This is a genomic window from Arthrobacter sp. Z5-13 (assembly GCF_056499105.1).
Genome location: NZ_CP096460.1, coordinates 2,275,885 through 2,301,653 on the forward strand (window position 1 = coordinate 2,275,885; position 25,769 = coordinate 2,301,653).

Annotated in this window: 31 protein-coding genes; 13 read left to right on the forward strand and 18 right to left on the reverse strand. The window is 62.2% G+C overall.

What is annotated here, in order from left to right:
* Nucleotides 1-12: 12 nt before the first annotated feature.
* The 5 genes from M1E02_RS10880 to M1E02_RS10900 all read right to left on the reverse strand — a co-directional run bounded on the left by M1E02_RS10880 (nucleotide 13) and on the right by M1E02_RS10900 (nucleotide 4,007).
* Nucleotides 13-1,119, reverse strand: coding sequence for a lipoate--protein ligase family protein (locus M1E02_RS10880; RefSeq protein WP_479374292.1), 1,107 nt, complete (start codon nucleotides 1,117-1,119; stop codon nucleotides 13-15).
* Nucleotides 1,120-1,199: 80 nt separating this feature from the next.
* On the reverse strand, nucleotides 1,200-1,457 hold the full coding sequence (locus M1E02_RS10885) for a type B 50S ribosomal protein L31 (protein ID WP_028267311.1): 258 nt from the start codon (nucleotides 1,455-1,457) through the stop codon (nucleotides 1,200-1,202).
* 141 nt (nucleotides 1,458-1,598) lie between these two features.
* Nucleotides 1,599-2,408, reverse strand: a complete 810-nt coding sequence (locus M1E02_RS10890) for a TrmH family RNA methyltransferase (protein ID WP_479374293.1) — start codon at nucleotides 2,406-2,408, stop codon at nucleotides 1,599-1,601.
* Between the two features lie 7 nt (nucleotides 2,409-2,415).
* A complete protein-coding gene (locus M1E02_RS10895) occupies nucleotides 2,416-3,201 on the reverse strand; it encodes a sulfite exporter TauE/SafE family protein (RefSeq protein WP_479374294.1) in 786 nt (261 codons plus the stop codon).
* Nucleotides 3,202-3,221: 20 nt separating this feature from the next.
* Nucleotides 3,222-4,007, reverse strand: a complete 786-nt coding sequence (locus M1E02_RS10900; RefSeq protein ID WP_479374295.1) for an ABC transporter ATP-binding protein — start codon at nucleotides 4,005-4,007, stop codon at nucleotides 3,222-3,224.
* Nucleotides 4,008-4,104: 97 nt separating this feature from the next.
* Here M1E02_RS10900 and serB point away from each other — a divergent pair, with 97 nt between their 5' ends.
* Complete coding sequence (serB, locus tag M1E02_RS10905; protein WP_479374296.1) at nucleotides 4,105-4,998, forward strand: phosphoserine phosphatase SerB; 894 nt, start codon at nucleotides 4,105-4,107, stop codon at nucleotides 4,996-4,998.
* Between the two features lie 50 nt (nucleotides 4,999-5,048).
* Here the strand turns inward: serB and M1E02_RS10910 are convergent, their stop codons facing one another.
* The 3 genes from M1E02_RS10910 to fabG all read right to left on the reverse strand — a co-directional run bounded on the left by M1E02_RS10910 (nucleotide 5,049) and on the right by fabG (nucleotide 7,308).
* Nucleotides 5,049-5,801 carry an SDR family oxidoreductase gene (locus M1E02_RS10910; protein ID WP_247040557.1) on the reverse strand — a complete coding sequence of 251 codons (753 nt, stop codon included), beginning with the start codon at nucleotides 5,799-5,801 and terminating at the stop codon, nucleotides 5,049-5,051.
* A 244-nt stretch (nucleotides 5,802-6,045) separates the two neighbouring features.
* Nucleotides 6,046-6,459, reverse strand: a complete 414-nt coding sequence (locus M1E02_RS10915) for an Hsp20/alpha crystallin family protein (protein ID WP_479374297.1) — start codon at nucleotides 6,457-6,459, stop codon at nucleotides 6,046-6,048.
* A gap of 123 nt (nucleotides 6,460-6,582) precedes the next feature.
* The gene (gene fabG, locus M1E02_RS10920) at nucleotides 6,583-7,308 is read right to left on the reverse strand and encodes a 3-oxoacyl-ACP reductase FabG (protein ID WP_479374298.1); all 726 of its coding nucleotides are present in this window, start codon (nucleotides 7,306-7,308) and stop codon (nucleotides 6,583-6,585) included.
* A 138-nt stretch (nucleotides 7,309-7,446) separates the two neighbouring features.
* Here fabG and M1E02_RS10925 point away from each other — a divergent pair, with 138 nt between their 5' ends.
* The 5 genes from M1E02_RS10925 to M1E02_RS10945 all read left to right on the forward strand — a co-directional run bounded on the left by M1E02_RS10925 (nucleotide 7,447) and on the right by M1E02_RS10945 (nucleotide 10,019).
* On the forward strand, nucleotides 7,447-7,884 hold the full coding sequence (locus M1E02_RS10925) for a DUF3099 domain-containing protein (RefSeq protein WP_479374299.1): 438 nt from the start codon (nucleotides 7,447-7,449) through the stop codon (nucleotides 7,882-7,884).
* A complete protein-coding gene (locus M1E02_RS10930; protein ID WP_479374300.1) occupies nucleotides 7,881-8,150 on the forward strand; it encodes a hypothetical protein in 270 nt (89 codons plus the stop codon). Before M1E02_RS10925 ends, M1E02_RS10930 begins: the two co-directional genes overlap by 4 nt.
* The gene (locus M1E02_RS10935; RefSeq protein ID WP_479374301.1) at nucleotides 8,151-9,035 is read left to right on the forward strand and encodes an SURF1 family cytochrome oxidase biogenesis protein; all 885 of its coding nucleotides are present in this window, start codon (nucleotides 8,151-8,153) and stop codon (nucleotides 9,033-9,035) included.
* Nucleotides 9,036-9,050: 15 nt separating this feature from the next.
* A complete protein-coding gene (locus tag M1E02_RS10940) occupies nucleotides 9,051-9,518 on the forward strand; it encodes a YbaK/EbsC family protein (protein ID WP_479374302.1) in 468 nt (155 codons plus the stop codon).
* A 120-nt stretch (nucleotides 9,519-9,638) separates the two neighbouring features.
* A complete protein-coding gene (locus tag M1E02_RS10945) occupies nucleotides 9,639-10,019 on the forward strand; it encodes a hypothetical protein (RefSeq protein ID WP_479374303.1) in 381 nt (126 codons plus the stop codon).
* Nucleotides 10,020-10,076: 57 nt separating this feature from the next.
* Here M1E02_RS10945 and M1E02_RS10950 read toward each other — a convergent pair whose 3' ends face one another.
* Nucleotides 10,077-10,328 (reverse strand): hypothetical protein, encoded by a 252-nt coding sequence (locus tag M1E02_RS10950; RefSeq protein ID WP_479374304.1) that lies wholly within the window; start codon nucleotides 10,326-10,328, stop codon nucleotides 10,077-10,079.
* Nucleotides 10,329-10,553: 225 nt separating this feature from the next.
* The gene (locus M1E02_RS10955) at nucleotides 10,554-12,152 is read right to left on the reverse strand and encodes an ABC-F family ATP-binding cassette domain-containing protein (protein WP_479374305.1); all 1,599 of its coding nucleotides are present in this window, start codon (nucleotides 12,150-12,152) and stop codon (nucleotides 10,554-10,556) included.
* Nucleotides 12,153-12,332: 180 nt separating this feature from the next.
* On the opposite strand from M1E02_RS10955, the gene M1E02_RS10960 reads away from it, so the two are divergent.
* From M1E02_RS10960 to M1E02_RS10975, 4 genes are all read left to right on the forward strand, one after another.
* Nucleotides 12,333-12,854 (forward strand): GNAT family N-acetyltransferase, encoded by a 522-nt coding sequence (locus M1E02_RS10960; protein ID WP_479374306.1) that lies wholly within the window; start codon nucleotides 12,333-12,335, stop codon nucleotides 12,852-12,854.
* A 104-nt stretch (nucleotides 12,855-12,958) separates the two neighbouring features.
* Nucleotides 12,959-13,594: a biotin transporter BioY gene (locus M1E02_RS10965; protein WP_479374307.1), complete on the forward strand. Its 636-nt coding sequence runs from the start codon at nucleotides 12,959-12,961 to the stop codon at nucleotides 13,592-13,594.
* Nucleotides 13,591-14,382, forward strand: coding sequence for an energy-coupling factor ABC transporter ATP-binding protein (locus M1E02_RS10970; protein WP_479374308.1), 792 nt, complete (start codon nucleotides 13,591-13,593; stop codon nucleotides 14,380-14,382). The genes M1E02_RS10965 and M1E02_RS10970 overlap by 4 nt, the downstream gene beginning before the upstream one ends.
* Entirely contained in the window at nucleotides 14,369-14,992 is a 624-nt protein-coding gene (locus tag M1E02_RS10975; RefSeq protein ID WP_479374309.1) for an energy-coupling factor transporter transmembrane component T family protein, read from the forward strand. The genes M1E02_RS10970 and M1E02_RS10975 overlap by 14 nt, the downstream gene beginning before the upstream one ends.
* Before the next feature lie 55 nt (nucleotides 14,993-15,047).
* Here the strand turns inward: M1E02_RS10975 and M1E02_RS10980 are convergent, their stop codons facing one another.
* Both M1E02_RS10980 and M1E02_RS10985 read right to left on the reverse strand, forming a co-directional pair.
* Nucleotides 15,048-16,274, reverse strand: a complete 1,227-nt coding sequence (locus tag M1E02_RS10980) for a thiolase family protein (protein WP_479374310.1) — start codon at nucleotides 16,272-16,274, stop codon at nucleotides 15,048-15,050.
* Nucleotides 16,267-17,658 carry a class I adenylate-forming enzyme family protein gene (locus tag M1E02_RS10985; protein ID WP_479374311.1) on the reverse strand — a complete coding sequence of 464 codons (1,392 nt, stop codon included), beginning with the start codon at nucleotides 17,656-17,658 and terminating at the stop codon, nucleotides 16,267-16,269. The genes M1E02_RS10980 and M1E02_RS10985 overlap by 8 nt, the downstream gene beginning before the upstream one ends.
* Nucleotides 17,659-17,719: 61 nt before the next feature.
* Between M1E02_RS10985 and ypfJ the strand changes: the two genes are divergently transcribed.
* Nucleotides 17,720-18,598, forward strand: a complete 879-nt coding sequence (gene ypfJ, locus M1E02_RS10990; RefSeq protein ID WP_479374312.1) for a KPN_02809 family neutral zinc metallopeptidase — start codon at nucleotides 17,720-17,722, stop codon at nucleotides 18,596-18,598.
* A 93-nt stretch (nucleotides 18,599-18,691) separates the two neighbouring features.
* Here the strand turns inward: ypfJ and M1E02_RS10995 are convergent, their stop codons facing one another.
* The 6 genes from M1E02_RS10995 to M1E02_RS11020 all read right to left on the reverse strand — a co-directional run bounded on the left by M1E02_RS10995 (nucleotide 18,692) and on the right by M1E02_RS11020 (nucleotide 23,901).
* A complete protein-coding gene (locus M1E02_RS10995) occupies nucleotides 18,692-19,024 on the reverse strand; it encodes a metal-sulfur cluster assembly factor (protein ID WP_247045237.1) in 333 nt (110 codons plus the stop codon).
* 12 nt (nucleotides 19,025-19,036) lie between these two features.
* Entirely contained in the window at nucleotides 19,037-19,834 is a 798-nt protein-coding gene (gene sufC, locus M1E02_RS11000) for a Fe-S cluster assembly ATPase SufC (RefSeq protein WP_247045239.1), read from the reverse strand.
* Nucleotides 19,835-19,914: 80 nt separating this feature from the next.
* Nucleotides 19,915-20,274, reverse strand: a complete 360-nt coding sequence (locus M1E02_RS11005) for a non-heme iron oxygenase ferredoxin subunit (protein ID WP_479374313.1) — start codon at nucleotides 20,272-20,274, stop codon at nucleotides 19,915-19,917.
* 20 nt (nucleotides 20,275-20,294) lie between these two features.
* Complete coding sequence (sufD, locus tag M1E02_RS11010; RefSeq protein ID WP_479374314.1) at nucleotides 20,295-21,581, reverse strand: Fe-S cluster assembly protein SufD; 1,287 nt, start codon at nucleotides 21,579-21,581, stop codon at nucleotides 20,295-20,297.
* A gap of 2 nt (nucleotides 21,582-21,583) precedes the next feature.
* On the reverse strand, nucleotides 21,584-23,047 hold the full coding sequence (sufB, locus tag M1E02_RS11015; RefSeq protein WP_309106837.1) for a Fe-S cluster assembly protein SufB: 1,464 nt from the start codon (nucleotides 23,045-23,047) through the stop codon (nucleotides 21,584-21,586).
* Nucleotides 23,047-23,901, reverse strand: a complete 855-nt coding sequence (locus M1E02_RS11020) for a helix-turn-helix transcriptional regulator (protein ID WP_479374315.1) — start codon at nucleotides 23,899-23,901, stop codon at nucleotides 23,047-23,049. Before M1E02_RS11020 ends, sufB begins: the two co-directional genes overlap by 1 nt.
* A 141-nt stretch (nucleotides 23,902-24,042) precedes the next feature.
* Between M1E02_RS11020 and M1E02_RS11025 the strand changes: the two genes are divergently transcribed.
* Together M1E02_RS11025 and M1E02_RS11030 are read left to right on the forward strand one after the other, a co-directional pair.
* Nucleotides 24,043-25,011 (forward strand): ABC transporter ATP-binding protein, encoded by a 969-nt coding sequence (locus M1E02_RS11025; RefSeq protein ID WP_479374316.1) that lies wholly within the window; start codon nucleotides 24,043-24,045, stop codon nucleotides 25,009-25,011.
* Entirely contained in the window at nucleotides 25,008-25,766 is a 759-nt protein-coding gene (locus M1E02_RS11030; protein WP_479374317.1) for an ABC transporter permease, read from the forward strand. The genes M1E02_RS11025 and M1E02_RS11030 overlap by 4 nt, the downstream gene beginning before the upstream one ends.
* Nucleotides 25,767-25,769: the final 3 nt, after the last annotated feature.

The window sequence follows — 25,769 nt, forward strand, 5'->3', positions numbered from 1 at the left end:
CGTCGCTGAGTTCTACGGAACCCGGTGCAGCCATTCATGAGTATCGAACTTGGCTTCCACGCGTTGCTCGGCCGCCTGGAGTTCGGCTTCAGTCAGTTCTGAAGGAGTTGCTGCGTACCGCTCGGCAAAGACCTCGATCATTGCCTGGATGATGTCGCCACGCGTCAATCCGCTCTGGCGACGGAGCGGATCTACCCGTTTCTTGGCACTGCGGGTTCCTTTGTCGGAGAGCTTCTCCTTGCCGATCCGGAGCACCTCCACCATCTTGTCGGCGTTGATGTCGTAGCTCATGGTGACGTGATGGAGCATTCCGCCGTTCGCCAGCCTCTTTTGCGCTGCACCGCCGATCTTGCCCTGGTCAGTGGCAATGTCATTGAGGGGCACATAGAAGGCATTGATACCGAGCTTCTCCAGGGCCGCCAGAACCCACGCGTCCAGAAAGCTGTAGGAATCCGCGAAACTCATGCCGTCCACCAGGGTTTGGGGCAGGTAGAGCGAGTACGTGATGCAGTTCCCTGCCTCCATGAACATCGCTCCGCCGCCGCTGATCCTGCGCACTACCGTCACGCCGTGGCGGGCAACGCCGTCGGGCTCAATCTCGTTCCGCACGGACTGGAAGCTCCCGATCACCACAGAGGGCTCCTCCCAGTCCCAGAACCGCAGGGTAGGGTTCCGGCGCCCCGCTCCTACTTCCTCGGTAAGGACTTCATCCAGGGCAACGTTGACGTGCGTTGGAAGGACCACGGGGGCAATCACGTTCCAATGGTGGTCGGACCAGGACGTCGCCTTCGCCAGGGCCCTTCGCACTGCCACGGCAACCGCCGCCGCGGAGAAGCCGAAAAGCGCAGCATCCTCCCGAAGGCCGGAGGTTACGGCCGAAGCGATGTCGGCTGCTCCTGCCTCCTCGGAGAGCCCCGTCAGGGCGCGGTTGATATCCAGCAGGGCCTCATCCGGTTCCAGGAAGAAGTCCCCGCTGACTGAAACGTCGGCCAGACGGCCATCCTCGACGTCGAAGTCCACCACCACGAGTTTGCCGCCGGGCACCTTGTACTCACCATGCCGGCGGAAACCGCCGTCGTTATGGTCATCAGCGGGGGCGGTTTCAGGCTGGAAAGTCATACCTCCCATCCTGCCCCAGGAACGCAAAAGCCCGCACCGTTGCCGGTGCGGGCTTTTTCAGAGAATCCTGGGGAGAAGTATTACTTCTTGCCGCCGAAGCCCTTGAAGCGAGCGTTGAAGCGCTCGACGCGGCCTGCAGAGTCCATGATGCGCTGCTTGCCCGTGTAGAACGGGTGGGACTCGGAGGAGATTTCGACGTCGATGACCGGGTAGGTGTTGCCGTCTTCCCACTCGATGGTCTTCTTGGAAGACACGGTGGACTTGGTCAGGAACTTGACGCCGGAAGCCAGGTCGTTGAAAACAACAGCTTCGTACTTCGGGTGAATATCAGACTTCATAATGGGACCTTCGTTCACGCAACTGGATTTGGCCAGCTGCCAGGTATGAATGGGATGGCAGGACACGCGCCTGAAGGCGCAGAACAACCAGCTATCTATACTACCCGAAAAGCGCAGGGCTGACGAACTGTCCCCCCGACGTCAGGGGCGGGCGCGCAACTCCCAGAATGCTACCGCCGAGGCAGCCGCTACGTTGAGGGAGTCAACACCGGCACGCATGGGGATCTTCACCGCAAGGTCGACGGCGGCCAGCGTCTCCGCACTCATCCCCGCTCCCTCGGTCCCAAGTACCAAGGCGAGTTTGTCCGGGTTCTCCCTTGCCAGGGCGTCCACGTCCACAGCGTCCTCAGTAAGTTCCATGGCCGCCACTTTGAAGCCGTGGTCCCGGAGCACCGCGAGGTCCCCGGGCCATGATTCAAGTCGCGCCCAGGGCACCTGGAACACGGTGCCCATGCTCACCCTGACGCTTCGCCGGTACAGCGGGTCGCCGCAGCGCGGGGAAATCAGGACAGCGTCTATCCCCAACGCGGCGGCGGAACGGAAAATCGCGCCGACGTTGGTGTGGTCCACGATGTCTTCAAGGACAGCCACTCGGCGTGCCCCGGAAAGCAGCTCAGCAAGCGGGACGGGTGCAGGACGTTCCATGGCAGCCATGGCACCCCGGTGCAGGTGGAACCCTGTGATCTCCTCCAGCAGCGCCGCGCTTCCGATGAAGGCGGGGACGTCTGGATACTCTTCGAAGACGTCGCTGAGATCCTTACGCCATTTCTCTGCCAGGAAAAAGGATCTGGGACGGTGACCGGCGGCTAAAGCCCTCCGCAGTACCCGCGAGGACTCCGCGATGTACATGCCCTCGGCAGGCTCGCGGATTTTGCGCAGGTGGACGTCCGTCAGTTGGGTGTAATCGGACACCAGCGGGTCGTCGGCAGATTCAAGGTAATGGAAAGTCACTGCCTGATTATTCCAGCAGATTAGCGATCATAAAGCCCAGTGCCACCAGCCCCAAGGTGAAGATGACACCTCTCAAGACGGTCGGGGAAAGCCTGCGGCCGACTTTGGACCCGAAATAGCCGCCGACAACCGAGCTGACGGCGATGATGCCGACGGCGGCCCAGTTGATCCTGTCGAAGGCGAAGATCAGGTAGGAGACCGCGGCTATCATGTTCACCCCAAGTACCAGGATGTTCTTCATTGCGTTGGCGTTTTGTATTGTGCCCGTCAGGAAAATTCCCAGAATGCCCACGAGCAGGATGCCCTGGGCTGCAACGAAGTACCCGCCGTAAACCCCGGCAAGATAAACCAGCACCAGGAGGATGATGCCATGGCTCCTGTCCCGGAGGGCGTGCTCGGGATTCTCCTCTCGTTCCCGAACCCACCGCTGGAGCCGCGGCTGGAACACAACCATCAGCAGTGCGAGGACTATGAGCACGGGTGCCGCATAGTGGAAGACCTGCTCGGGAAGCTGCAGCAACAGCCAGGCCCCGGTGATTCCTCCCAGAAGCGAGGCGGGCAGGAGCTTAATCAGCTGCTTTCCGCGGCCAACCAGTTCCTTACGGTAGCCCCAGGCCCCGGCGGCGTTTCCGGCCACAAGTCCGGTGGCATTGCTGATGGATGCTGTGACAGGGGCCATCCCCAGGGCGATCAGCACGGGGAACGTAACCAGAGTGCCTGAACCAACAACACTGTTGATGGTTCCCGCCCATAAGCCGGCCAAAAAGATAAAGATGCCGCTGAGAAACTCCACGCTGTGTCTGTGACCGGCGCTTAGCGCCGCGCGGTCGCGGTGTAGCGCCCGGCGTTCACACTCACATCCAGCGGCAATCCAAAGGTCTCGCTCAGATGCTCGGCGGTGAGGACCTGCTCAATGGGGCCGGACGCCACTACGCCTGCATCCCGCATCAGCATTGCGTGGGTGAATCCGGGAGGGACTTCCTCGAGGTGGTGCGTGACGAGCACGATGGCGGGCGCTCCGTCGTCCTTCGCAAGTTCGCTGAGGCGGTGAACCAGATCCTCACGTCCGCCCAGATCCAGCCCGGCTGCAGGCTCATCGAGGAGGAGGAGTTCGGGGTCCGTCATCAGGGCGCGGGCTATCTGGACTCGTTTGCGTTCCCCTTCGGACAATGAGGCGAAGGGTCGGTTAAGCAGGGGCCCCATCCCCCATTCGTTGAGCAAGGTGAAGGCCCGGCGTTCGTCATCCTTCTCGTAGCCCTCCCGCCAGCGGCCGGTGACACCGTAGGCCGCCGTCACCACTACGTTAAGGACTTTTTCGTGTTCGGGGATTTGATTGGCCAGGGCAGCGGAGGACAACCCGATCCGTGGGCGCAGTTCAAAGACGTCTACCGCACCAAGGATCTCCTCGAGAATGCCGGCCATGCCACTCGTGGGGTGGAGCCGGGCAGCCGCAATCTGGAGCAGAGTGGTCTTGCCGGCTCCATTGGGGCCGAGAATGACCCAGCGTTCGCCTTCCCTGACCTGCCAGTCGACTTTGTTCAGAAGCGTTTTGGCTCCACGGACAACGCTGACAGCAGCCATTTCAAGAACATCACTCATAGGAGTAGACACTAGGACAAAATGGGGGGCGACTGATAACCGGACGTTGAACGAAATGAATTCGGGCTCCGCATCGGCGCTGACTAAGATTACAGGCATGACTTCGAACGTGACTGCGGTCAGCTACGGCCTGAAATTGCCCTCCGACAGCCTTGGGCAGCTGCGCTCGGCGCTGGTTGAATCGGGGGCAACTCTGGCGGGCGAATCCACCGCGGGAGACGGCCGGTACGAAGTCAATACGATCGACTTCACTGTGGAGCAGGGCCTGGCCTCGGACATCGCCGACCTTCGAGGAAGGGTCGCCGGCTCCGGCATCCAGGGAATGGACACTGCGATCGTTCCTGCGTCGCTGCGGAACGCGCCGCGGAAGTTCCTCATCATGGACGTCGACTCCACTTTGATCCAACAGGAGGTCATTGAACTCCTGGCCGCGTACGCAGGAAAACGCGAGGAAGTGGCCGCCGTGACGGAGGCCGCCATGCGCGGGGAATTGGACTTCGCGCAAAGCCTTCACGCCCGGGTGGCTGTACTGGCGGGGTTGCCGGCCGCCGTCGTCCATTCTGTACGGGCTGAAGTGAAGCTCAGCGAGGGTGCTGCAGAACTTGTTGCAGCCTTCAAAGCCGCCGGCCACCCAGTGGCTGTGGTGTCGGGCGGATTCAACCAGATCCTGCAGCCGATCGCCGAAGAATTGGGCCTTGACCATTGGATCGCCAACGAACTGGAGATCGTGGATGGCGCCCTGACCGGAAAAGTCCTCGGCGCCGTGATTGACCGCGCCGCGAAGGAAAAGTACCTGCGTGAATGGGCTGCGGCAGACGGTGTGGCGATGGAAAATACCATCGCAGTCGGTGACGGAGCCAATGACCTGGACATGCTGGGTGCCGCAGGGATCGGAGTCGCGTTCAACGCAAAGCCCGCCGTACGGGCTGTCGCTGACTCCGCAATCAACATGCCCTACCTTGATGCCGTCAGGCACATCGCCGGAGTGTGATGCCCGGCGGGGCTGGCACTGTGAACAGAAACCAGCCCCGCCGGTGGAACTCAGCTCAGGGTCTTGCCAAAGTAATCCGCGCCGCCCACATACTCTGTGTGACCGGATTCGACGTCGGCCGTCACCATTTTGGCCACCTCAGCGGCGAACTCCGAGACGGAGTACAGCTTGCCTGCCTCTGCGCGGCGGGCCTCAATGGCACCGGGATTTGAGCGGTCCAGGAGGGTCGCCGTGACGGTTCCCTCAATCATGTCCCCTGATACCACTACGAGAGAGATGCCCTTCTCAGCTAAATGCGGGACCAGTTCACGCAACGCGTCTTCGCCGGCACGCTTGCTTCGGGCCACGGGCTCGTATTCAGGCATCGTGGCAACAGAGTCGATGAAGTGTGCCTGGTGGCTCGTAACGAAAACCACCCGGGACCCCTCGGCCATGAGGGGGGCGGCCGCATTGAGCAGGTTCACCTGTGCATCGCGGTTGAGTTTCAGCGCGTAGCCTTCCTCCATGCCTGACTCCATTCCGCCGGAGGCGTTCAGGACCAGTACGTCAAGGGAGCCGAAGTTCTCCATGGCTGCCGTGACAAGCGCCTGCACACCCTCCTGAGTGGTCAGGTCGGCGCCTACAGCAACGGCGCGGCCGCCGGCCGCCTCGACCTCTGCCACCACCTTATTCGCCCGGGGAGCCTTCTGCCGGTAGTTCACGACGACGGCGGCACCCTCGGCCGCGAGGTACTTGGCAACCTCGGCGCCAATACCGCGTGACGACCCCGTCACGATGGCGGTCTTATTGTCCAGCAGTCCCATACAAGCTCCTTTGTCACAACGTCTCAAGTCAGTTCGTCCGCAGTCCATCATGCCAGCGGCCCGGCGGAATTCGCTTGTGCGACCTCAACAAAGAAGAACGCCCGCCCTAGTTTCAGGGCCAAAGCTCTCTGGGCCACTGCTATGGTCATCCGTTGGAGGCATGAAATGGCGCGGGCAGGCTGGAACGCCTGTCCGCGCCATTGGAACCTTTAGTCCCGGACTTGTTCGCGTCCGGGGGAGCACGTCAGCCGTGGTCGATGCGGATCCTGCGCTTTTCGGCGCTTTCAGACGGCTCCCTTGCGGGTGCCCGCACTTCCAGCACACCATCCTTGTACTGGGCAGTGATGTCTTGCTCCCGGGCGCCAGGAGGAAGCGCGATACTCCGGTTGAACGAACCGTAGCGGAATTCAGAACGGTAGCTGTTCTTGACCTTGTGCTCGGACTTCTCCTGGCGCTCAGCCTTGATCTGCAGCATGCCGTCGGCAACAGAGACGTCAAGGTCCTTCTCCGGATCGATGCCGGGCAGTTCAGCCCTGACAACCATGCTGTCGCCCTCCATAAACTGCTCCACCCTGATGGATGAAAACGTGAGATCGCCGTCAAGGAACCGCCTGATGGGTTCCATGACGTCTGACGGCGCCCACTTGAGATCGGCCATGGTATTCCTCCTCGGGATCCGGCCCGTGCTCTTTGGGGCCGGTCGATACTCCCATTACATACCCGGAGCGAAGCGCTGCTAAGGGCAGAAAGTCCCGGTCGAAAGCGCCATGTGAAGTCCCGGTTAGTGGCCCATTCCCAGGCCGCCGTCGACCGGAATCACGGCCCCTGAGATGTAGGCAGCCTCATCCCCCGCGATCCAGCGGACCACATTGGCGACTTCGGTGGGTTCAGCAAAACGGCCGGCAGGAACCTTCGTCAGGTAATCCTTCTGGGTCGCCTCAGGGAGTTCAGCAGTCATGTCGGTGTTGATGAAACCGGGCGCCACCACGTTCGCCGTGATGCCTCGGGATCCGAGTTCCCGGGTGAGGGAACGGGCAATACCAACCAGACCGGCTTTGGACGCCGAGTAGTTGATCTGGCCAGGTGCCCCGTAGAGGCCTGAGACGGAGGAGATGAGCACCACACGCCCCTTCCGCATTTTGATCATCCCTTTCGAAGCCCGCTTGATGACTCGGAAGGCGCCCGTGAGATTGGTGTCAATGACAGACGTGAAGTCGTCCTCGCTCATTCGCATCAACAACGTGTCCCTGGTGATTCCGGCGTTAGCAACAAGAACCTCAACAGGTCCGTGGGCGGCTTCGACTTCAGTGAAGGCTGCATCCACCGACGACTCGTCCGTCACGTCGGCCTTGACGCCGAGGATCCCGGCCGGAAGGTCAGATTCGCTGCGGAATGTCACGGCTACCCTGTCGCCGTTAGCCAGGAACGCCTCGGCTATGGCCAGGCCGATTCCGCGGTTTCCGCCAGTGATAAGGACGCTGCGACCTGCGGGTACTGCTTCAGTCATGTGGGTCTCCGGTTTTCTGCGGGCGAACGGCACCGCGGTGAGGGCTGGGTTTACCGCCTCCGATCTTAGCCTCCGTTTGGGTGGTCCTGCCGATGGTGAGAGAATTGAAGCAAGCCTTTGGAGTGTGATTATTCAGCCGTGACACTTGAACACCGACGGGCCTCCCGGGCATCCGGAGAGCCGGACAACGCCTCAGGTGACGCCGAGGTACACAGCATCACCGATGCCGCCACGGCACATTCTGAAGAGATGCGTCAGCGGATGATCAAGTATGCGGTGGCCATGGGTATCCGTATGGTCTGCCTTGTCCTCGTCTTTGTCCTGGACGGTTGGTTGAAAATCATTGCTATTGCCGGGGCGGTGTTCCTTCCTTGGATAGCCGTTGTCATCGCAAACGGCAGCGACAAGGCGGAAATCCACAGCGATTCGCTGTTGGAATCCGCTCCCCTGGCAGAGATAGACGCCCCCGAGCCAGCGCAGCAGCCTGCAGATGAGGATCAGATGGTGGTGCTGCAGGGAGAACTCCTGGAGGACAACGGGGACAACATAGAGGGCGAGGAACGCGCAGCTTCATGAGTATTTTTGATCTTGCCGGGAGCGACACCGTTATCCCCGAGGCCAGGTGTTCACGGAAGGGTTGCCGCAACGCAGCATCGTGGCAGTTGCTGTGGAATAACCCGAAAATTCATACACCGGAACGGCGTAAGACCTGGCTGGCGTGCGAGGAACACCGGACCTGGCTGGAGGAATACCTGCAGACGCGAGGACTCTGGAAGGAAACTCTGGAACTTGGCGAACATCCGGCCGGTCCCGGAAATCTCCCAGCAGGCAGGGATCTCTGAATGTACCGCTTTCTCTTCTCCAGCAAGTGGCTGGGCTACTTGGTGTTGGCTGCAGTCTTTGCCTCGGCCTGCGTTTTTCTGGGCCGCTGGCAAATGGACAGGCGTGCCGAAACCCTGGCGGAGATCAACAGGGTGACGAGCAACTACTCGGCGGAACCCCTTGCCTTCCCGGAAGCCCGAGACCAGTTTGAGCACCTGGACCCGGAACGTGAGTGGACGCAGGTCGAGCTGAAGGGATCCTACGACACCCAGGGTCAGCGGATTGTGCGCAACCGGCCGCTCAACGGGCAGCCCGGTTATGAGGTGCTCGTCCCGTTCCGGCTCGAGACTGGTGAGACTGTGGTGGTGGACCGCGGCTGGCTGCCCATCGGGAACAACACCCCGGGAAGGCCGGATGCCATACCGGCCCCACCAGCCGGAAAGGTCACCGCAGTGGTGCGCCTCAAGGCAAGTGAGCCGCAACTTCAGCGCGGCGCCCCGGAAGGCCAGCTAGCCAGCATCGACCTTCCGAGCTATTCGGCGGAGCTCGCCTACCCGCTGATGACTGGGGCTTACGGTCAACTGGCCAGTGAAAATCCTCCGGCAGCAGACATGCCCGTCGCCTTCCCTAAACCGTCTGTGGAGGAAGGCACGCACCTCTCCTACTCCCTGCAGTGGTTTGCTTTCGGCGTCCTGATGTTCGTCGCGTTCGGTTACGCGGCCAGACAGCAGGCAAAAAATGCCGCACTTGACGCCGAAGATGAACTCGCTGGCGAGGCAGGAACCGAATACGACGGCGAGCATGCCGCAGTGCCCCAGGCCCGCCGTCGTCCACTCCCCCGAAAAGCCAGGAAAGCGACCTCAGAGGAAGAGGAAGATGCCATCCTGGACGCACAGGGCTTCTGACAGAGAGTATTTGCGATGATTCCCGACGCAGTTGCCAACGTGCAGCGAGCCCTTGTCAATGCCGGCGTCCAGGACACGGTGAAGATCTTCGACACAAAAGTTCCAACCGCAGCTGCCGCAGCGACGGTGTTGGGTTGCCAGGTGGCGGCCATCACCAACAGCCTGGTATTCGAACTCGACGGCGGCCCGCTCCTGATCCTTGCCAGTGGAGCGGCCCGGGTGGACACAGATTACGTCGCGGCGCAGCTGGGCTCCGGGCGGATACGGCGCGCCACGGCACGCTTCGTCCTTGAACACACAGGGCAGGAAGTCGGTGGGGTGGCCCCGCTCGGGCACCCGCGCAAGATACGGACGTTGCTGGACTCCACACTGGAGCAGCACGAGATCCTTTGGGCGGGAGGCGGAGACCACAACTCCATGTTCTCCATCACCTACCGGGACCTGCAGCGGATCACCGACGCGGAGGTCATGGACGTCCGCTGAGACCGTGGGTCCGCAGGATATCCTTCACCTAGCCTCAAGCTCGCGCCACTTGTCCAGAAAGGCTGCAGCTGGTGGTTGTCCTGCGCCGAAAACCCTTCCACCGTAAAGGACCCACGCGAAATGTTTGGACTTTTCAAAAAGAAGAAGGACACGTCGATCATCGTCGCCACTTTGAACGCCCGTCTGCAACCGATGGACCGGGCCGATATCGAAGATGCCTTTGATGCAGCGATGGCACGGCATGGCCACGGCATTCGGGTGGTCGGCGGCGGCACCCAACTCGGAGCCAACGGAGACCAGGATTGTGACTCTAACTTTGTCTATGCTGAATGTGGCAGGTTGCTGGAGGGCGTTGGCACGGTAAACAGCCATTGGCAAGGGTCGCAGGAAACGGCGCTGTACATGTATGGCTCGGATTTTAGAGCCATGCAGGAGCGCTTAGCGCCTTTCCTGCAGGACTATCCCCTTTGCCAGCAAAGCCGCGTCACCCAGATCGCCTGATGCTGATCTTGGCCAGCTGTGGAATTGCCTGCGGCGCGGTTGGTCGCTGATCGTTACTCAGGGCTGGTTTGCGTCAAAGAACCGGTATTCGGTGGTGATGGAGCCGGTGCTGTCTGTTTTCTCCCGGATAAAATCGAGGTCCTCCCTGGACAGCGGGATCTGGCCGTGCCGGTCACATTCAGCCTTCCCGGCGGCGTCCCTGAGTATCCGGGCTGACATGGTCCTCGGCAGAATCACGCATCCAGGATTCTCCAGCAGCCACTTCCGTGTCTCAGAATCGAGCCTCTCCCACTCGTCTCTGAGGTTCATTTCGACTGTCCCCCTGAGGGCGGCAGGGCCGCGCGCGACAGAGTCAGGCTCAGGCTTCGGTGGGATGGGTTTACGCGCAGTTCATGGTCCATGTTTCTTACCCCTGTGAGGAAGAGTCATGGGCCGCTGCTTGACCTTCGCCCCAGACTACCGGGGCTGACTTCAGCCCACAATATCCCGAAGGAGATGCCTCGGAACAAGTGCTGGTTTTGAGTCGGGCCTTGGCTACGCGAGGGTGATCAGATCCAGGTAGTCCTCGTTCCAGAGGTCCTCAACGCCATCCGGCAGCAGAACCACACGTTCCGGGTTAAGGGCTTCGACGGCCCCTTCATCGTGGCTGACGAGGACGACGGCGCCGCTGTAGTTGCGCAGCGCACCCAGAATTTCGGCACGGCTGGCGGGGTCCAGGTTGTTTGTCGGCTCGTCAAGGAGCAGGACGTTCGCGCTGGACGCCACGATGGTGGCCAGGGCAAGGCGGGTCTTCTCACCGCCGGAAAGAACGCCTGCCGGCTTGTCGACGTCGTCGCCCGAGAACAGGAAGGAGCCGAGGATGCCACGCACCTCAGCGTCCTGCATGTCCGGCGCTGAAGAGCGCATGTTTTCCAAGACAGTGCGATCGACGTCGAGCGTTTCGTGTTCCTGCGCGTAGTAGCCCACTTTCAGCCCGTGTCCGGGGAGAATTTCGCCGGTATCCGGCTTGTCCACCCCGGCCAGCATGCGCAGCAGGGTGGTCTTGCCCGCACCGTTGAGGCCGAGGATGACCACCTTGGAGCCGCGGTCGATGGCGAGGTCGACGTCGGTGAAGATCTCAAGTGAGCCGTAGGACTTGCTGAGGCCTTCGGCGGTAAGCGGCGTCTTTCCGCAGGGTGAGGGATCCGGGAAACGGAGGGCGGCCACGCGGTCGTTTTCGCGCACTGCCTCCAGACCCTTCAGGAGGCGTTCGGCACGCTTTGCCATGTTCTGCGCTGCGACAGCCTTGGTGGCCTTGGCACGCATCTTGTTGGCCTGGTCAAACAGGACCTGCGCCTTCTTCTCGGCGTTGGCGCGTTCGCGCTTTCGCGCCCGCTCGTCCGTTTCACGCTGGAGCAGGTAGCGCTTCCAGTCCATGTTGTAGAAGTCGATCTGCGCCCGGTTCGCGTCCAGCAGGAAGACCTTATTCACGGTGGCTTCAAGCAGCTCGGTGTCGTGGCTGATCACGATCAGCCCGCCCTGGTGGTTCTTGAGGAAGTCGCGCAGCCACGAGATGGAATCGGCGTCAAGGTGGTTTGTGGGTTCGTCAAGGAGCATGGTTTCGGCGCCTGAATACAGGATCCGGGCCAGCTCTACACGACGGCGCTGGCCACCGGAAAGCGTTTTGAGCGGCTGATTGAGGATGCGGTCCGGCAATGCGAGATTTGAGGAGATCGATGCTGCCTCTGCCTCTGCTGCATAGCCGCCACCCGCCAGGAATTCGGCTTCCAGACGGTCGTAGCGGTTCATGGCCTTGCGTTGAACAGTGGCGTCATCGCTGGCCATATCCTCGTGGGTCTGCTTGAGTTTGCCCACCACGACGTCAAGGCCACGGGCGGACAGGATGCGGTCGCGCGCCAACTGTTCCATGTCCGGGGTCCGCGGGTCCTGCGGCAGATAGCCGATTTCACCGCTGCGGGTCACTTTTCCCGCAGCCGGAAGGCCCTCTCCCGCCAAGACGCGGGTAAGAGTGGTTTTTCCTGCACCGTTCCGGCCTACCAAACCGATCTTGTCTCCCTTGTCGATCCGGAAGCTCACCTGGTCCATAAGGAGACGGGCGCCGGCGCGCAGTTCAAGATCCTGGACGGTAATCACAGCAGGTAATGCCTTTCACAACAGGGAACGCCGCAGCACAACTGATGGGATCTGTTGGGACCGGGGCAGGTAGCCGAGAGAACGGCCTCTACCAGTCTACCGGCAGGGCCTGCAACGCCTGAAACGCGGACGCTCACGGCCGAATGAGACACAGTCCGCCCAGCCCGTTAGGCTCAGCGAATGCACACCGTAATCACAGCAGACGTGTCCGATGCCCAGCACAAAGCGGCGGTGGGAGAACTCCTGGAGCAGTATCATCGCCAAACGGAGCGGGAGAAGGCGATCCACGGGATTGGCGCACAGACTGAAGGATTGCCGCTGCCTGCGAAATATCAGAATGAAATTGATGATCCTGAAGCGTCGTTCGCACATGCCCACGTGCTGATGGCCACCGACGGTCCCGATGTTGTGGGGATGCTGGTGCTGACGGTTGATGTCCGGGCAAGTGAGGTGAAACGGTTGTGGGTGACGCCTTCCGCCCGAGGCTCCGGAGTCGGCTCGGCTCTTCTTCAGCAGGCACTGACCGTTGCGAAGGATTTCCAATCCAGGGCAGTGCGCTTGACCGTTTGGCCGTGGCGTGAGCCGGCGCTGCGTTCCTACCGCCGGCTGGGGTTCCTGGATGTTCCGTCCTGGGACCCCCGTTCCGATCTCGTCTGCATGGAGCTGGTCCTTGACAAAAACAATGCCGGGTCCCGGGATTAGTAGACCCCCTACAAAAACCGCACTGTCGGAGGGACGTATCGTCAGAATCCAGAGGTAGTTTCGTGCCGGCGGCTCCTGCCTGCACCCCAAGAACAGGATTCATCATGACTCAGACTGACAATGCTGTCACCACCGATTCCCCGACGCGACGCAAGCGTTGGAACGCCACCGATCTCGGTCTCATCGCAGTCTTCGCCGCCCTTGTTGCGGGCTCAGCTCTGATTGCCGCTATTCCCGTCGGGGGACTCGGCGTGCCTATTACTCTCCAGACTTTGGCTGTAATGCTCACGGGACTGGTGCTGGGCCCGGGACGTGCGTTTGCCGCCGTCGGACTCTACGTGCTGCTTGGCCTGGCCGGGCTGCCCATTTTCAGTGGTGGCCGCAGCGGCCTGGGCATACTGGCGGGACCTTCGGCGGGCTACATTATTGCCTTCCCGCTTGCCGCCGCAGCGGTGGGTTGGTTGACCGTCCTGATCATCCGCCGCACCGTGAAGTACCGTGCCGCCCTGCTGTTTGCCGCCGCCATGGTCAGCAGCATAGTCCTGGTGCACGCCTTGGGCGTACTGGGAATGGTGGTCAACGCCAAGCTCGAACTGTCCAAGGCCGTCATTGCCGATCTTGCGTTCTACCCAGGTGACATCATTAAGAACGTCCTCGCCGTGACTATCGCCCTCGCCCTTCACAAAGCCTTCCCTGATCTCCTGGTCCGTCCGGCCCGGAGCCACAACCGTCTGCCGTGACTGCCATAGTGCTCGACCAGGTGGGCGTCGAGGTCGTCGTCGACGGCACCGCCGGATCCAAAGTGCTGCTGAGCGGGATCTCCATGACGCTGACTGAGCAGCGTGTCGGTGTGATCGGAGCGAACGGGTCCGGGAAGTCCACCCTGCTTCGGCTTCTAAATGGCCTGGTGGAGCCCAGCACGGGCAGAGTGGTTGTTAACGGAAAGGACACCCTCCGGGACGTCCGCGGTGTTCGACGGGAAGTGGGTTTTGTCTTTACCGATCCGCTCTCCCAGCTGGTGATGCCGACGGGCCGGGAGGACGTGGAGCTGTCCCTTCGGCGTTCCATCCGGAATCCGCAGGAGCGCCACCGGATTGCCGAATCAACCCTGGACCGCTTTGGACTGCTGCCCCTGGCTGACCAAAGCATCTATGAACTTTCCGGTGGGGAACGGCAACTTCTTGCCCTCGCGACGGTGCTGGCTGTTGCGCCGTCTGTGCTGGTACTGGATGAACCGTCCACCCTGCTGGACCTTCGCAACCGGGAACTTCTTCGGAGGACGATTGCCGGACTGGAACAGCAGGTGGTGATGTCCACCCATGACCTGGACCTCGTTCTGGACATGGAAAGGGTCCTTGTAGTGGACGACGGAAGGATAGTGTTCGACGGCGACCCAGGCGCCGCCGTCGCGCATTACCGCCAGCTGTCCGCAGCTTCCCTTCCTCCCCTGCCGCCGGCGGCACCGGCCGGGCAAGAAGCCCCTGAACCGCTCGGGGCGCAAGCGGGGAGCACGCGTGAGCGGTTCTAACTTCCTGCTGGTGAATTACGTGGCCGGGACCTCGCCGGTGCACCGCGCACCGCTCTGGCTGAAGTTCCTGGGTGTATTCGCCTGCGGCATGGCGTCATTCCTGATCGTGGACTGGGCGGTGTCCGTTGGCGTCCTGGCCTTCATGAGCGGACTATTTCTGCTGAGCGGCGCCGGGGTCCGGAGACTTATCCGTGCCGTGCGGCCTGTCCTGCCCATCCTTCTTGTTATCGGATTGTTCCAGTGGTGGCAGCTGGGAGCACCGACCGCCGGGCGGATCGTCCTGAATATCCTGGTGTGCATAGTGGCTGCCTCGCTGCTGACGGCCACCACTCCTATTCAACGGCTCCTCGATGGTGTGGTCAGCGCGGCGCGCCCCTTCCAGCGCTTTGGGGCCGACCCTGAACGCTTCGCCCTGACCATTGCCATCATGCTCAGGAGTATCCCCTACATCGCCGGTGCCTATTCAGATGTCCGGGACTCCGCCCGGGCTCGGGGCCTTGAACGGAACCCGCGGGCCCGCATTCTTCCGGTCTTCATCACTACCGTTGCCTTCGCCCGACAGACCGGTGACGCCCTTGCAGCACGCGGGCTGGGCGAAGCCGACGACTGAGGGCACCTGGCGCTTGCCACCGTACCGGAAGAGGGGCGGTCTCTCCGACTGCCTGTCAGGTGATTGCCCCGTAGCGGAATAAGGCCGCAGTTCCCATTCCTCCGGCGATGCTGATCATCGCCAACGCAAGCCTCTCCTGTTGGGGATTCCGGCGGGCCTGGGCCAGCAGACGGGTTACCAGAACGGCTCCGGAAGCACCATAGGCATGGCCTAAAGCAAGTGCGCCACCGTCGCGGTTGACCTGGCCCGGGTCCAGATTCAAGAGATCGAGGCAGGCCAGGGTTTGCGAGGCGAAGGCCTCATTGAATTCCACCAGGTCTACGTCCTGGGGTGTGATGCCTTGGGCAGCCAGGAGCCTTGCAGCAGCCGGCGCGGCTCCAATCCCCAACAGCTTCGGATCGACCCCCGCAGTGTCCGTCCCCAGCACCATAAGCCCGTCCCGGGCCCCCAGCTCCCGTGCCCGCTGGAGGGAGGTCATTACGACGGCGGCCGCGCCGTCGGCGTCGAAGCATGAGTTCCCTGCTGTGACAGTTCCTGGGGTGCTGAAGGCTGGAGGGAACCTTGCGAGCACTCCGGCAGTAAGCCGGGGGCGTGGCCCGTCGTCGGCGTTGACGGTGCCGGCGGCGCTGACAGTGCCACCTGCGTTCGGGAGAGGTACCAGCTCGCCCTCGAAGTACCCCGCCTTTGCCGCTTCCAGGGCACGGCTGTGGCTTTGCAGCGAGAACGCGTCCTGACGTTCCCTGCTGATGCGATAGTGGGCTGCGACGTTTTCCGCGGCAACGCCCATGTCCGGGTCCCCGTAGCTGTTCGGCACAAATTGGGCACGGCTGAAAAACTCCGGCTCGCCCGCCGCAACGCGGTGGGCCCGCAGCGGGGCCGTGCTGATGCTCTCCACACCGCCCGCGAGGTAGGCGCCGTCACCGCCCGCGGCAACCATACGGGAGGCGAGCACGATTGCGTCCAAACCCGAACCGCACTGGCGGTCGACAGTCAGCCCGGGCACAGTGACAGGAAGTCCGGCCTCCAGCAGGGCGAGTCTCGCAACATTTCCGCTTGCTCCTACGGCGTTGCCGATCACGACGTCGTCGACGGCGTCGGCCCTCAAACCGGTTTCCCTGAGCAGGGCGCCCAGCACGGGCGCCAGCAGTTCGTGGGCACGCAGCGCGCTGAGTGCTCCTCCGGAACGGCAGAGAGGTGTGCGCCGGGCAGCGATGATAACGGGCTGACGATCGTCAGGCAGCAGGCTGCCACCGCGGGAACCGGAGCTTGGGCGTTCAGACAAGGCGTCGCGCCTTCCGGTCGCCGTCGCCGATCCAGTCGATCAGAAGCTGGCGGCTGACCTTGCCCCTGTCGGTCAGCGGGAGCCCCTCCAGGACGTAGTACTGCGTGGGGCGCTTGTCTCTGGCCAGCACCTCTTCGAGCCCTGTCTTCAGCTGGGTTGCAGTGACGCCGCCGTGGGAGGGAACAATGCCCGCTACAACCCGTTGGCCGCGAAGATCGTCCGGCATACCGGCAGCCACAGCCGCCGCGACTCCAGGCAGTGACGCCAGGGCCAGTTCCACTTCATGCGGGTAGACGTTCTTGCCGGAGGTGATGATCATGTCCGAGCGGCGGCCAAGGATGTGCAATTCACCATCGGCCAGATAGCCCTGGTCACCAACCGTGTACCAATCGCCGAAGCGGCGAAGTGCCTGGCCGTCGTCGCCCCACAGGTAGCCGTTGCTCACCAGACCGCTTCGCACGCAGATGTTGCCGTCGACGCCGTCGGGCAGAATCCCGCCGTCGTCGTCCATGATCAGGACTTCAACGCCGGGAAACGGCCGCCCGATTCCGGACCCGCCCGGCGAAGGGATCTGACCGGGGGCGAGCCCCAGCCCGGAGACAAAGCTCAGTTCGGAGGCACCGTAATACTCGAAAAGCGTCGCGTTGGGTGCCCACCTCCGCGCGGCCTCAAGGGTACGGGCGTCCAGCTTGGACCCCGCGCAAATGATGCTCCGGATTCCCGAGGCATCCACCCCGCCGGAGAGGCCGCGTTCACTGAGGAGCCTGAGCATGGTGGGGACCAGCACCAGGCGGGTTATTCCGTCGTAGGTGATGGCGCCATGGACGTCCCCGACGTCAAAGTTTTCGAGGGTATGGAACTCGGAACCCGCGTAGAGGCACTCGGATAGGGCATAGAGGTTCAGGCTCGACGCGAGCGGTCCGGGGGCCATGGTCTTGTCCGTTGCCTCGAGTCCGAAAAAGGCCATGGATGCCTCGAAGGAGAGGACCCAGGACTTCCTGGAGCGGGTAAAGGCTTTGGGAACAGACGTGGTGCCGGAGGTCATTCCGATGAGGAAGCTGGACTCTGCCGGGCCGTCGGACAGGGCGGTTCCTGACGCCGGGGCGGGTGCGCCGAGGCGTGCACGGACCTCGCTCCTCAGATGCTCCGGCCAGGAAGGATCCAGCACAGCGCACTGCCGCTCCCCTGCCACCGCCGCGGCGAAACGGGCGACAAATTCAACAGAATTTCCCTCCGTCAGAACGGTCACCTGGGGTGATTCCGGGACGAGATCAGCCGCCAGCTTCTGCAGGGATTCCCAGCTCAGTCGTCTGCCGCCAACAACAACGGCGGTGTCGTCGGGACGTTCATTGGCCCAGCGCTGGAGTTGGTCGAGAAAAGGCATCAGAGCCACTTTACCGCCGCAGCCACCTTTCCTCAGCGCCCAGTCGGACTATTGTGACGTTATGAGTTTCAATGACAATGTCCGCCTGGATCCATCGCAGGTCCAGGACCGGCGGGGCATGGGCCGGGGCATCGGCGGCGGCATAGGGGGCGGAATCGTTCTCCTGCTCGCCCTTTTGTTCGGTGTTAATCCGCAATTGCTCGAAGGCCTCGGGGGAACTGTTCAGGACCCCTCAGCCCAAAGCCAGGGAACTGCGCCGGCGTGCAGGACCGGAGCGGACGCAGACCAACGTCTGGATTGCCGGATTGTCGGAACAGTGAACAGCCTGAATGCTTTCTGGCCGGGCTATCTGGCCCAGTACAACAGGCAGTATCCGCAACCCGAAACAGTCATCTTCCGCGAAGCAACCAATACTGGCTGCGGAGCGGCAACCTCAGCTGTGGGGCCCTTCTATTGCCCGGCAGACACCACAGCGTACTTCGACCCCGGATTTTTCCAGGAGCTGGTGGACCGGTTTGGTTCATCCGGAGGCCCCCTTGCCCAGGAGTACGTGGTGGCCCATGAGTTCGGTCATCACGTCCAAAACGTACTGGGTTACCTGGACCGGGCCCAGCAGGATCCGCAGGGGCCTGAATCGGGCGCTGTCCGGGTTGAGCTGCAGGCCGATTGCTATGCCGGCCTCTGGGCCCACCATGCCACCCAGCCGGACCCTGCTTCCGGACAGCCGTTCCTTGATCCCCTGACCGAGCAGGACCTGAAGGACGCACTTTCCGCAGCATCCGCCGTCGGCGATGACCGCATTCAGGAGGCCGCAACCGGAAGGGTGACCCCCGAAGCCTGGACGCATGGTTCCAGCGAACAACGCCAGCGGTGGTTCTACACCGGATACACCACGGGCGACATCAACCAATGCGACACCTTCTCGGCCGCCACTCTCTAACGGCAACGTGAAGCGATAAAGCGCGACGGCGGCCGGTCACCTTGGTGAGAAGGTAACCGACCGCCGTCGTGCTTTGCTGGATAGAGCTTTGAGTCAGATGTTGAACCCGAGGGCGCGCATCTGGTCCTTGCCGTCATCGGTGATCCGCTCGGGACCCCATGGCGGCATCCACACCCAGTTCAGACGCCATTCGTCCACAACACCGTCCAGCGCCTTGCCCACCTGCTCTTCGAGCACATCGGTCAGCGGGCACGCAGCGGTGGTGAGCGTCATGTCGATCAGCAGTGCGCCGTCGTCGTCGGAGTATTTCAACCCGTAGAGCAAACCGAGGTCAACGATGTTGACCCCGAGCTCCGGGTCAATGACGTCCTTGAGGGCCTCTTCGACATCCTCAAGGCCCGTCCGGGCGGTATTGATTTCGGTCATGACTGGTCCTTACTAGGCCTGTGCTGCTGCCGCCGCGGCTGCAATGCTCGCTGCCCCGGCGCCTTTAGCGTAGCGGTCGTAGCCTTCTTCTTCGAGTCGGTCGGCCAATTCGGGGCCACCTTCTTCGACTACCTGTCCGTCAACGAACACGTGGACGAAGTCCGGCTTGATGTAGCGCAGGATCCGCGTGTAGTGCGTGATGAGCAAGGTGCCCATGTTGCCCTCGGCGTGAGCGCGGTTGACGCCCTCTGAGACCACCTTGAGTGCGTCGACGTCGAGGCCTGAGTCGGTTTCGTCGAGGATAGCGAAGCGCGGCTTGAAGAGTTCCAGCTGAAGGATCTCGACGCGCTTCTTCTCGCCACCGGAGAAGCCCTCGTTGACATTGCGCTGCGTGAAGTCAGCATCGATGCGGAGCTGGGCCATTGCGGCCTTGACGTCCTTGGTCCAGTGACGCAGGGAGGGTGCTTCGCCGTCGATCGCAGTCTTGGCGGTGCGCAGGAAGTTGGTCATGCTGACGCCGGGGACCTCCACCGGGTACTGCATGGCCAGGAAGAGGCCTGCCCTGGCCCGCTCGTCGACGCTCATGGCCAGTACGTCTTCGCCGTCGAGGGTGATGGTGCCGCCCGTGACGTTGTAGCGGGGGTGGCCGGCAATGGTGGAGGCCAGCGTGGACTTGCCCGAGCCGTTGGGGCCCATGATGGCGTGGGTCTCGCCTGTCTTGATGGTCAGGCTGACGCCCTTCAGGATCTCTTTGGTGCCCTGTTCGGTGTCAATGCTGACGTGCAGGTCCTTGATCTCAAGAGTAGACATGTGTCTTGTTCTCCTCTGCACCATGCCCTCCGGCGGCGGTGCGGTTTCTTGGCTTGAAGTTTTTGATGTGCGGTTGGCGGTTAGCTGAAGTTGGGGGCTTCGGCGCCATTGAGTACGTTGCTGAAGTCCACGTAGACGTCGTCGCCCTCGATGGTGACCGCGAAAACCGGTACCGGGTCGTAGGCAGGCAGCTGAAGTGGCTCTCCTGTACGGAGATCGAACTGGGATCCGTGACCCCAGCACTCGATCATGCAACCTTCGACTTCACCCTCCGAAAGGGAAACGTCCGCATGCGAGCAGGTGTCCCCGATTGCATGGATGTCACCCATCGAGTCCTTCACGATGGCGACCGGGTAGTCGTCGATCAGGATCCGCAGTGCCTGCTTGAGTTGAATCTCGCTGGCGCTGCAGACAAGCTCGCCCTTCGGCTGTTCAGTCATATGGCTGTTTCCGTACCCGTTCAGTTATTGGTGGCGGCGAGCTCGCGCTCAACCGCAGCAGTCAGGCGCTCCTCGAGCGCCGGAACCTTGATCTTCTGGATGATTTCGTTCAGGAAGCCCCGAACCACCAGCCGGCGGGCAACCTCTTCCGAGATTCCCCGTGCCATCAGGTAGAACAGGTGCTCGTCGTCGAAACGTCCGGTGGCGCTTGCGTGCCCCGCACCCTCGATCAGGCCCGTCTCGATTTCAAGGTTAGGGACGGAGTCGGCGCGGGCGCCATCCGTCAATACCAGGTTGCGGTTGGCCTCGTAGGTGTCCGTGCCTTCTGCTTCCTTACGGATCAGGACGTCGCCTACCCAGACGGTGTGGGCGTTCTTGCCCTGCAGCGCACCCTTATAAAGAACATTGGACTTGCAGTTGGCCACAGAGTGGTCAACGAACAGCCGCTGCTCAAGGTGCTGGCCGGCGTCGGCGAAGTACAGGCCCAGGAGCTCGACTTCGGCGCCGGTGGCGGTGAAGCGTGCTGACGGGGTCATGCGCACCAGGTCGCCACCGAGGCTCACCACGATGTGCTTGAACTTCGCGTCGCGGCCAAGCTTTGCCTGCTGTGAGGATGCGTGCACGGAATCGTCATGCCATTCCTGGAGGGAAATGACAGTGAGGTCAGCGCCGTCTCCCACCAGGATCTCGACGTTCTGCGAGACGACGGCGGTGCCCTGGTGATCAAGAACCACCACGGCCTTGGAGAACTTCTTCGCCTCAATAACGATGTGCTGTGCAGAGGCCTCGGTGCCTTGGCCGGTGATCAGGACACTGATTTCATCCGTGACCTGAGCTTCAGCGGGGACTGTAATAACAGTGGCCTCAGTGAAGTTTTCCCAGGCGTTGGCCGAAACCCTGTCCTCAGGGATCGCCGCGGACCCTATGCGGTTGTCGTTGCGGTCAACCGTTTCCACCAGGACTCCCAGGGGTGCTGTGACCAGCACCTCGGGGGCAGTCCCGGTCAAGGCGTCCGTGTGGAGCCCGCGCAGGCGCTTCAGCGGTGTGAAGCGCCAGTCTTCCTCCATGCCCGTGAGCGGCTTGAAGTCGGCAAGGTTGTAGGACGTCAGGCGTCCGGCACGTGAGCTGTCGGGGATCCCGACGCCGCCACCATGGGAGTGGCTCTTGGCGGAAGCTCCGGCCAGCGGGGCCTTGGATTCAGCGGAATTGATCGGAGAAAGGCTCTCGCCCTCTTCGGTGAAACCGTTAATGAACGGCTGGGCTGAGGGCGCGCCGATTCGCGCTTTTTCGGTGGTGATTTCAGTCATCGTTATCCGACGGACCCTTCCATCTGCAGTTCAATCAGGCGGTTCAGCTCGAGGGCGTACTCCATCGGGAGTTCGCGGGCAATTGGTTCGATGAAGCCACGGACGATCATCGCCATGGCTTCGTCTTCGCGCATACCTCGGGACATCAGGTAGAAGAGCTGCTCTTCGCTGACCCGGGAAACCGTTGCTTCGTGACCCATAACGACGTCGTCTTCGCGGATGTCGATGTACGGGTACGTGTCCGAACGGCTGATGGTATCCACCAGCAGTGCGTCACAGCGGACGGTATTAGCGGAATGCTTGGCACCTTCGCGAACCTGCACCAGACCACGGTAGGCAGCGCGGCCACCGCCACGGGCCACAGACTTGGACACAATCGAGCTTTTTGTGTTGGGCGCGATGTGAACCATCTTGGAGCCGGTGTCCTGGTGCTGGCCCTCGCCTGCGAAAGCGATGGACAGGGTTTCACCCTTGGCGTGCTCGCCCACGAGGTAGACAGCGGGGTACTTCATGGTCACCTTGGAGCCGATGTTGCCATCGATCCACTCCATGGTGGCGCCCTCTTCGCAGATGGCGCGCTTGGTGACCAGGTTGTACACGTTGTTGGACCAGTTCTGGATGGTCGTGTAGCGGACGCGGGCGCCCTTCTTCACGATGATCTCCACAACAGCGGAATGCAACGAGTCCGAGGTGTAAATCGGCGCGGTGCAGCCCTCAATGTAGTGAACATAGGAGTCTTCGTCCGCGATGATCAGGGTGCGTTCGAACTGGCCCATGTTTTCCGTGTTGATGCGGAAGTATGCCTGCAGGGGGATGTCTACGTGGACGCCCTTGGGCACGTACACGAAGGAACCGCCAGACCAGACAGCCGTATTCAGTGACGCAAACTTGTTGTCACCGACGGGGATGATGGTGCCGAAGTACTCCTGGAAGATCTCAGGGTGCTCCCGCAGCGCAGTATCGGTATCAAGGAAGATGACGCCCTGCTTTTCAAGGTCTTCACGCAGCTGGTGGTAGACGACCTCGGACTCGTACTGGGCGGCGACGCCGGAGACCAGCCGCTGCTTTTCGGCCTCGGGGATGCCGAGCTTGTCGTACGTGTTCTTGATGTCGTCCGGCAGGTCCTCCCAGCTGGTGGCCTGCTTCTCGGTGGACCGCACGAAGTACTTGATGTTGTCGAAGTCGATGCCCGACAGGTCCGCACCCCAGGTGGGCATGGGCTTGCGGTCGAAGTACTTCAGGCCCTTGAGGCGGAGGTCCAGCATCCACTGGGGCTCGCTCTTTTTCTCCGAAATGTCCCGGACAACGTCCTCGTTGATTCCACGGCGGGCGTTGGCGCCGACGTCGTTCTTGTCGGACCAGCCGTACTCGTAAGTGCCGATTCCGTGGAGCTCGGGATTCTTTTCCAGAATCTCCGAAATCACAGTAGAGTCAGCAACCTTTTTCTCTGATAGTTGGTCCGTCATCACGGCCTTTCTTGCAGATGGTTGGATACTTCGTCCGGGTTTTCCGGCAATACTTCTGAGGTTCCGGGTGCTGCGGGTGTTTCCCGCCCCTGAACCGCCGGCCGACCCGTAGGTATGTGGGTAGTACAGACATGTCCGCCGCGGGCCAACGTGGAGAGGCGGCGCACGTCAACGCCTACCAGGCGGGAGAAAACTTCAGTTTCCACGTCGCAGAACACTGGGAACTGGACAGCGAGTTGTTGAATCGGGCAGTGCCCCTGGCAGAGCTGGACGCTGGATAGTGCAGCGGGAAGGGGCACCTTGGCTTCAATCGAAGCGGCGGACGAGACGTAACCGTCCCTGGAGAGGGCAGCGGACAGGGCCCGCGCCCTTGCAGTGATGTCAGCTCCGGCTGCTTCAACTTCCGGCGCATAACGGCGTTCCATGTCCGAGAAACGCTCGACGGCGAACTCACGGACTGCTGCCGAGCCAGCCATATTCTCGAGCTGCTTGAGTGCAGAGCTTGCGATATTCAAGTAGTCGTCCCCGAGGCTCGACTGGCCTTGCGAGCTCAGAACATAACGGCGGGCGGGCCGGCCTGCACCGGCGCCGGCCCTGGCTACGCGCTTAACCTCGATCACTCCCCTGCGGGCAAGGTGATCAAGGTGACGGCGGACTGCGGCCGGGGTGAAGCCCAGGAGGTCGCCAAGCTCGGCGGCACTTACGGGCCCGTGCTCCAGGACGGCATTCAGAACGCGGTCGCGTGTACGGTCCTCAGCCTCGGCAGTTGCCGACGCCGGAACAGGGCTGAGCACCGCCGGCACGCCTGCTGGCGCGCTGCGGCTGATCAAGCGCGCAGAAGTGGATGAGCTCATGGAATACACAACATAATGATGTCGTAATTTAGTCCCGGCATCCAGTAAGGCTAGGCTCGCCTGCTGGCTGCATCATTGTGACCTCGGACACCCCGGAAGCCGAACTGAGTGCACTGCTACTACATCACGTAGAATGCTTTGGTGCAATCCCCCCAATCCACTGTTTTGTCCATAGACGGGTTAGTCAAGGACGTTGGTCCGCTCCCGGCCCTGGACGGCAAGATGCTCCGGGTAGTGGGTGGCCTGTCTCTTGTGGCCGAACGCGGCAAGGTAACCGCCCTCCTAGGAGCCAATGGTGCAGGAAAAACCACCACTATTGAATGCGCACAGGGGCTCCAAAAACGCACTGGCGGAACCATCTCGTTGCTGGGGCAGGACCCGGATACAGCTGATGCAGGCCTTCGCTCCCGGGTAGGTGTGATGTTGCAGGATGGCGGACTCCCGCCGTCGGCCCGTCCTGTCCCGTTGCTCCGCCATATAGCGGGCATGTACCGGAACCCCTGGCCCTTGGACGAGCTGATTCAGCGTCTCGGAATAGACACTTTCAGCAAGACCAGCGTGCGCCGGCTTTCCGGTGGGCAGAAGCAGCGCCTCGCCCTCGCTGCCGCCCTGGTGGGCCGGCCCGAGGTGCTTTTCCTTGACGAGCCAAGCGCTGGCCTGGATCCGCAGTCCCGCAACATCGTCTTTGAACTCATCACCGAACTGCGTTCGGCCGGGATGGGAATCATCCTGACAACCCACCTTATGGACGACGCCCAGCGTCTCGCCGACTATGTCTACATCATTGACGCCGGCAGGAACGTGGCCGAGGGAACCGTGGCGCAACTGCTGCAGCGGAACGTTTCGCCTGATCCGAGCCAGCCCCACATCCGCACGCTCCTTTTCGAGGCGCGGCCGGGCCTGGATTTCACCGGTGTTTTTCCCGCCGGAATTGGCGTGAGAGAGAGCAGGGCCGGCAGCTACTCGGCCACGGGTGCGCTCAGCCCGGAGGATCTTGCTGCCCTCACGGCCTGGTGGGCAGCGCGCGGCATCATGCCCGGATCCTTCAGCCTGGAAGCCCGCAGCCTCGAAGACGTATTCCTGGACATTTCCGGAAGGGATATCCGATGAACGAGACGCTCGGAGGCGCCCCTGCGCCCCTGTTCAAACGGATCGCGCTGCAAGGCGGCTATGAAGCCCTGACCATGATCCGCAACGGTGAACAGCTGATACTTGCCATCGTGCTGCCACTCTTGGCCTTGGTGGGCCTGACTGTCACGCCGCTGCTGGACGGGCTCGGCGGCACCCGGATCGACGTCGCAGTGCCGGGCATCCTCGCCCTCTGCGCCATGTCCACGGGTTTCACGGGTCAGGGCATCTCCACAGGATTCGACCGGCGCTACGGCGTACTGCGGTTCCTCTCCACCACCCCGCTGGGCCGGACCGGGCTCATAGCGGGAAAGATCCTGGCGGTGTTGGCAGTGCTTGCCCTGCAGGTACTGGTGATCGGTTCAGTGGCTGCGACCCTGGGCTGGGAGCCCAATCCGGCAGGGCTGCTCCCCGGCCTTTTCCTGCTGGTTATGGGTGGAGCCGCTTTCACTGCCCTTGGGCTGCTCGTCGCCGGCACGGTTAGACCCGAAGCAACGCTGGCCATCACCAACCTGCTCTGGATCCTGCTCGGTGCCCTGGGCGGCATCGTGATTCCCGCCGAACGGCTGCCCGGCCCGGCCCAGCACCTGGTGCACTTTCTCCCGTCCGGTGCCCTCGGTGAGGCATTGAGGGACGCGTTGGTGCATGGCGGCGTCAACACCCCGGCTGTTCTTGTCCTGCTGCTGTGGACGGCTGTCGCCGGCGCAGCGGCCACCCGTTGGTTCAAGTGGAATTGAGAA

What these genes read in the sequence shown, in the direction of transcription:
- M1E02_RS10880 (WP_479374292.1), bottom strand. Translation starts at nt 1,119, where the DNA reads ATGACTTTCCAGCCTGAAACCGCCCCCGCTGATGACCATAACGACGGC.
- M1E02_RS10885 (WP_028267311.1), bottom strand. Translation starts at nt 1,457, where the DNA reads ATGAAGTCTGATATTCACCCGAAGTACGAAGCTGTTGTTTTCAACGAC.
- M1E02_RS10900 (WP_479374295.1), bottom strand. Translation starts at nt 4,007, where the DNA reads ATGAGTGATGTTCTTGAAATGGCTGCTGTCAGCGTTGTCCGTGGAGCC.
- serB (WP_479374296.1), top strand. Translation starts at nt 4,105, where the DNA reads ATGACTTCGAACGTGACTGCGGTCAGCTACGGCCTGAAATTGCCCTCC.
- M1E02_RS10910 (WP_247040557.1), bottom strand. Translation starts at nt 5,801, where the DNA reads ATGGGACTGCTGGACAATAAGACCGCCATCGTGACGGGGTCGTCACGC.
- M1E02_RS10915 (WP_479374297.1), bottom strand. Translation starts at nt 6,459, where the DNA reads ATGGCCGATCTCAAGTGGGCGCCGTCAGACGTCATGGAACCCATCAGG.
- fabG (WP_479374298.1), bottom strand. Translation starts at nt 7,308, where the DNA reads ATGACTGAAGCAGTACCCGCAGGTCGCAGCGTCCTTATCACTGGCGGA.
- M1E02_RS10930 (WP_479374300.1), top strand. Translation starts at nt 7,881, where the DNA reads ATGAGTATTTTTGATCTTGCCGGGAGCGACACCGTTATCCCCGAGGCC.
- M1E02_RS10935 (WP_479374301.1), top strand. Translation starts at nt 8,151, where the DNA reads ATGTACCGCTTTCTCTTCTCCAGCAAGTGGCTGGGCTACTTGGTGTTG.
- M1E02_RS10940 (WP_479374302.1), top strand. Translation starts at nt 9,051, where the DNA reads ATGATTCCCGACGCAGTTGCCAACGTGCAGCGAGCCCTTGTCAATGCC.
- M1E02_RS10945 (WP_479374303.1), top strand. Translation starts at nt 9,639, where the DNA reads ATGTTTGGACTTTTCAAAAAGAAGAAGGACACGTCGATCATCGTCGCC.
- M1E02_RS10950 (WP_479374304.1), bottom strand. Translation starts at nt 10,328, where the DNA reads ATGAACCTCAGAGACGAGTGGGAGAGGCTCGATTCTGAGACACGGAAG.
- M1E02_RS10960 (WP_479374306.1), top strand. Translation starts at nt 12,333, where the DNA reads ATGCACACCGTAATCACAGCAGACGTGTCCGATGCCCAGCACAAAGCG.
- M1E02_RS10965 (WP_479374307.1), top strand. Translation starts at nt 12,959, where the DNA reads ATGACTCAGACTGACAATGCTGTCACCACCGATTCCCCGACGCGACGC.
- M1E02_RS10985 (WP_479374311.1), bottom strand. Translation starts at nt 17,658, where the DNA reads ATGCCTTTTCTCGACCAACTCCAGCGCTGGGCCAATGAACGTCCCGAC.
- ypfJ (WP_479374312.1), top strand. Translation starts at nt 17,720, where the DNA reads ATGAGTTTCAATGACAATGTCCGCCTGGATCCATCGCAGGTCCAGGAC.
- M1E02_RS10995 (WP_247045237.1), bottom strand. Translation starts at nt 19,024, where the DNA reads ATGACCGAAATCAATACCGCCCGGACGGGCCTTGAGGATGTCGAAGAG.
- sufC (WP_247045239.1), bottom strand. Translation starts at nt 19,834, where the DNA reads ATGTCTACTCTTGAGATCAAGGACCTGCACGTCAGCATTGACACCGAA.
- M1E02_RS11005 (WP_479374313.1), bottom strand. Translation starts at nt 20,274, where the DNA reads ATGACTGAACAGCCGAAGGGCGAGCTTGTCTGCAGCGCCAGCGAGATT.
- sufD (WP_479374314.1), bottom strand. Translation starts at nt 21,581, where the DNA reads ATGACTGAAATCACCACCGAAAAAGCGCGAATCGGCGCGCCCTCAGCC.
- sufB (WP_309106837.1), bottom strand. Translation starts at nt 23,047, where the DNA reads ATGACGGACCAACTATCAGAGAAAAAGGTTGCTGACTCTACTGTGATT.
- M1E02_RS11020 (WP_479374315.1), bottom strand. Translation starts at nt 23,901, where the DNA reads ATGAGCTCATCCACTTCTGCGCGCTTGATCAGCCGCAGCGCGCCAGCA.
- M1E02_RS11030 (WP_479374317.1), top strand. Translation starts at nt 25,008, where the DNA reads ATGAACGAGACGCTCGGAGGCGCCCCTGCGCCCCTGTTCAAACGGATC.